The sequence below is a fragment of the Paraburkholderia tropica genome (genome assembly GCF_914484835.1).
Classification (GTDB): domain Bacteria; phylum Pseudomonadota; class Gammaproteobacteria; order Burkholderiales; family Burkholderiaceae; genus Paraburkholderia; species Paraburkholderia tropica_A.
The window spans coordinates 1-4,443 of sequence record NZ_CAJZAR010000094.1; the positions used below are offsets into that span (position 1 = coordinate 1).

4 protein-coding genes and 1 pseudogene are annotated in these 4,443 nt (G+C 66.9%); 2 read left to right on the plus strand and 3 right to left on the minus strand.

Annotation, left to right across the window (positions count from 1 at the left end; genetic code table 11):
- Positions 1-100: 100 nt before the first annotated feature.
- From prfA to LDO54_RS34575, 3 genes and pseudogenes are all read right to left on the minus strand, one after another.
- Positions 101-1,183, minus strand: coding sequence for a peptide chain release factor 1 (gene prfA, locus LDO54_RS34565; protein ID WP_224016845.1), 1,083 nt, complete (start codon positions 1,181-1,183; stop codon positions 101-103).
- Positions 1,184-1,397: 214 nt separating this feature from the next.
- A pseudogene (gene hemA / locus LDO54_RS34570) lies at positions 1,398-2,666 on the minus strand (glutamyl-tRNA reductase); the annotation flags it as partial.
- Between the two features lie 72 nt (positions 2,667-2,738).
- The gene (locus LDO54_RS34575; RefSeq protein ID WP_224016854.1) at positions 2,739-3,440 is read right to left on the minus strand and encodes a response regulator transcription factor; all 702 of its coding nucleotides are present in this window, start codon (positions 3,438-3,440) and stop codon (positions 2,739-2,741) included.
- 197 nt (positions 3,441-3,637) lie between these two features.
- Between LDO54_RS34575 and LDO54_RS34580 the strand changes: the two genes are divergently transcribed.
- Both LDO54_RS34580 and LDO54_RS34585 read left to right on the plus strand, forming a co-directional pair.
- Positions 3,638-3,901 (plus strand): hypothetical protein, encoded by a 264-nt coding sequence (locus LDO54_RS34580; RefSeq protein ID WP_224016873.1) that lies wholly within the window; start codon positions 3,638-3,640, stop codon positions 3,899-3,901.
- A gap of 159 nt (positions 3,902-4,060) precedes the next feature.
- The coding region (locus LDO54_RS34585) for an aminopeptidase P family N-terminal domain-containing protein (protein WP_224016876.1) at positions 4,061-4,443 on the plus strand (383 nt) is incomplete at its 3' end.

The following is a 4,443-nucleotide window of genomic DNA, read 5'->3' on the forward strand; positions in this document are numbered from 1 at the left end:
CTTCGAGCGCGGGCAGCGGCGAGGCGCGCAGCAGGGCGTCGGCTGTGAGTTCGCTCATGATGCGGTCAGTTGCGGGGCGATGAGTGAAGAACGGTGCGCTTTAGTCGGCGTCGCCGAGCGAGGCCAGCTGTTCCGCCTGATGCTCGGAGAGCAGCGCGCCGATCAGTTCGCCAAGATCGCCGTCCATGATCGCTTCCAGTCGGTACAGCGTCAGATTGATCCGGTGATCCGTCAGACGCCCTTGCGGGAAGTTGTAGGTGCGAATCCGCTCCGAGCGGTCGCCCGAGCCCACGAGGCTCTTGCGCGTGGCAGCTTCCTTCGCGTGCTGCTCCTGATACTGCTTGTCCTTGATGCGCGCGGCCAGCACCTTGAGCGCGCGATCCTTGTTCTTGTGCTGCGAGCGGTCGTCCTGACATTCCACGACGATGCCGGTCGGAAGGTGCGTCACGCGCACGGCCGAATCGGTCTTGTTGATGTGCTGACCGCCCGCGCCCGAGGCGCGGAACGTGTCGATACGCAGATCGGCGGGATTGATTTCCACTTCGCCGATTTCGTCGGCTTCCGGCATCACCGCGACCGTGCACGCGGACGTGTGGATGCGCCCCTGCGTTTCGGTCGCGGGCACGCGCTGCACGCGATGGCCGCCCGACTCGAACTTGAGCTTCGAGTACGCCGCCTCGCCCGCGATGCGCACGATCACTTCCTTGTAGCCGCCCAGATCGGACTCGCTCGCCGACATCATTTCGATCTGCCAGCGATTGCGCTCCGCGTAGCGCAGATACATGCGCAGCAGGTCGCCCGCGAACAGCGCCGATTCGTCGCCGCCCGTGCCCGCGCGGATTTCGAGGAACACGTTGCGGTCGTCGTTGGGGTCCTTCGGCAGCAGCATCATCTGCAATTCATGCTGAAGCTGCGCCATGCGCTCGCGCGAGGCCTTCACCTCTTCTTCGGCGAAATCGCGCATCGAGGCGTCGCTGAGCAGGTCCTTCGCGGCCGTTTCGTCGTCCTTCGCCTGACGCCACAGCGCGTAGTGCTCGACCACCGGCCCGATTTCCGCGTGCTCGCGCGTGAGCTTGCGGTACTGGTCGCGGTTGGACGTCACGTCGGGACGGCTCAACAGGTCGTTCAGCTCGGCCAGGCGCGTAGTCAGCTGGTCGAGCTTCGATTGCATGCTCGTTTTCATCGGGCGGTACGAAGCGGTTTTCGGGTAGGGCGGCGGGCGGGATGCCCAGGAATGCATGCGCACGCGGCGTGCGCAGGAGTCGCGGCAAAGGCTGCGGCGAATGCCGCTAACGGTCCGAGGAGCCGGACGCGTTGGACGCCGCGTCGAGGTTCGACGCCTGCGTGGAGGTTTCGGGCGCGGCTTCGTCGGCCTTGCCGACCTTGGCCGGCTGGCCGTGGCGATAGAAGCCGCTCATCATTTCGATGAGCGAGTCGCGCTGGTCGCCGCTCGACGAATTGAGCGCCTGCGTCGGACCGTGGATCAGCTTGTTGGTCAGCGACTGCGAGAGCGCTTCGAGCACGGCGGCCGGATCGTCGCCGCGCGCGAGCATCTTGCGCGCGCGTTCGAGTTCGGCGCGGCGCAGCGTGTCGGCCTGCGTGTGCATGTGGCGGATGACCGGCACGATGCTGCGCGTGTCGAGCCACTGCATGAAGTTCGCGACGCGCGTTTCGATGATGGTTTCGGCCTGCGCGACGGCGGCCTGGCGCGAGGCATTGCCTTCGCGCACGATCGTGCCGAGGTCGTCGACGGTGTAGAGGAACACGTCTTCGAGCTGGCCGACTTCGGCTTCGATATCGCGCGGCACCGCGAGGTCGACCATGAAAATCGGACGATGGCGGCGCGCCTTCACCGCGCGCTCGACCGCGCCGAGACCGATGATCGGCAGCGTGGACGCCGTGCACGACACGATGATGTCGAACTCGTGCATGCGCGAGGGCAGTTCGGACAGCGGAATCGACTTGCCGCCGAAACGTTCCGCCACATAGCGGCCGCGTTCGGCGGTGCGGTTCGCCACCACCAGTTCGCGCGGCTGCTGGGCGGCGAAGTGCGCGGCGCACAGCTCGATCATTTCGCCCGCGCCGATGAACAGCACGCGCTGGTTCGCGATCTTGTCGAAGATGCGCTGCGCGAGACGCACGGCGGCGGCGGCCATCGAGACCGATTGCGCCCCGATTTCCGTGCTGCTGCGCACTTCCTTCGCCACGGCGAAGGTGCGCTGGAACAGCTGGTTCAGATAGGTGCCGAGCGCGCCGGCCTCGGTGGCCGTGCGCACCGCGGTCTTCATCTGACCGACGATCTGGGTTTCGCCGAGCACCATCGAGTCGAGCCCCGAGGCCACGCGGAAGGCGTGACGCACGGCTTCGGACTGCGGCAGCGTGTAGACGTGCGGCGCGAGTTCTTCCGCGCGGATGCCATGGTAGTGCGAGAGCCATTCCACGGCGGAATCGCGCGAGCTGTGCGCGTCGGTGGCGCAATAAAGCTCGGTGCGGTTGCAGGTGGAGAGGATGGCGGCTTCGGGCGCGCTGAGGCTGCGGCGCCCGCCGGACCACGCTTCCTTGAAGAGGGCGAGAGCCGGCTTGATCTGTTCGAGCGGAAACGCCACGCGTTCGCGCAAGGCGACGGGCGCGGTGTGGTGATTGATTCCGATCGTTAGAAGCTGCATACCATGGGGCGAAGATTTAGGCGGATATTATAACTTTTCCGCGCATCTGACATTGTCGCCGGCAACGTCGGGCTATTCCGCTGGGCTTATAGGCAGTCTTTCGAGCTGGTAGCCGAAGCCGTACAACGTCGTCAGACGCCAGCCGTGCTCGGGTCCGAGCTGCAACTTGCTGCGCAGCCGCGAGGCGTGCGTGTCCAGCGTACGCGACCTTACGTCGCGGTTCAGATTCCACACGGTTTCGAGGATGCGCGCGCGAGAAACGGGGCGCGAGGCGTTGGTGAACAGCAGCAGCGCGAAGCGGAATTCCTTCGGCGTGAGCGTGACGGTCTGGCCCCGGAACGACACTTCATAGCGCGCCGAATCGAACAGATAGTCGCCGAAACCGTGGCTCGCGCGGTTGCGCGGGCGGCGCACGCCGGCGCGGCGCAGCAGCGCGTCGATGCGGGCGAGCATTTCGGGGCCGCGCACGGGCTTGCTGATGCAGTCGTCGGCGCCCGCCTGGAGACTGCCGACGATCTCGCTTTCGTGCGGCGAGGCCATCAGCATGATGGCGGGCAGACCGGGCAGCAGGCGGCGCGCGTGCGGGATGAGCTCGTCGCCGCTCTGGTCGCCGCACCAGTGGGCGGCGATCAGCAGGTCGAAGGTATGGTCTTCGAGTGCCGCCATGAGCGGGGCGGCGTGCTGAAAATGCCGGCACGCGTGGCCGCCCGCGATGAGCAGGCGTTCGACGATTTCCGCGTGACGGGTGTCGGGTTCGACAAGGGCGATTCGCATAGCAGTTTCCAGCCGCGCCGGGCCGGGTGCGCTTGCCTTGGGCCATCCCGCCCCCTACACTCAACCGCTACGCGGGAAGCGCCGAGCCGACCGTTTTCCAGTGAAAGCACTGTTGTTAATGAGACAAAAGAAATGCTATTCGCCGCGCCGCGACGGTCCTATCGGACATTTCTGAAAATCCCCAGGACAAATCGCTGATGGGCTGGCTCGGTATCGTCGTGCTCGGCATCGCGGTGGGGCTGGCGGGCTGGTTGTTCCATCCGCTGCGCCGCGCCGGGGGAGCCAAATCCGGCGGCCTTGCGCTGGCTATCGCGGCGGCGCTCATCGGCGCCGCGCTCGCGAAGGTGGCCGGCCGCGCCACGGGCCTGTTCCACGACGGCGAACTGCTCGAATGGCCGGTCTGCACGGCCGTGGCGTTCGTGTTCGTCGCGGTGGCGGTCGCGCTGCGCGCGCGGCGCTGACCCTCCCGCTTTCCGGCACGCCGCCTTGCGCTTTCCTACGCCCGATTCTGCTTCCGCCTTCGCTTATGCCCGCTCCGTGGCCCGGCCACCGGCTGACGCACCCAAACTCGCATCTTTCGGCACACTTGAGGTGCCGGTCCCACATACGCAGGTGAAACCATGAACGCCCGACTTCCCGAAACGTCCACGATTCCCCAACGCATCGCCGCGCTGCGCGCCGCGATGGCGAGCGCGCACGTCGATGCGGCACTCGTGCCGTCCGCCGATCCGCATCTGTCCGAATATCTGCCGGGCCGCTGGCAGGGGCGCGAATGGCTCTCGGGTTTCACGGGCTCGGTCGGCACGCTGGTCGTGACGCAGGATTTCGCGGGCGTCTGGGTCGACAGCCGCTACTGGGTGCAGGCCGAGCAGCAGCTCGCGGGCACCGGCATCGCGCTGATGAAGATGATGGGCGGCCAGCAGACCGCGCCGCACGTCGACTGGCTCGCGCAGAACGTGCGCGCGGGCGGCACGGTGGCCGTCGACGGCGCGGTGCTCGGCGT

Coding starts and splice junctions, on each gene's coding strand:
- prfA (WP_224016845.1), bottom strand. CDS start 1,183: ATGAAAACGAGCATGCAATCGAAGCTCGACCAGCTGACTACGCGCCTG.
- LDO54_RS34575 (WP_224016854.1), bottom strand. CDS start 3,440: ATGCGAATCGCCCTTGTCGAACCCGACACCCGTCACGCGGAAATCGTC.
- LDO54_RS34580 (WP_224016873.1), top strand. CDS start 3,638: ATGGGCTGGCTCGGTATCGTCGTGCTCGGCATCGCGGTGGGGCTGGCG.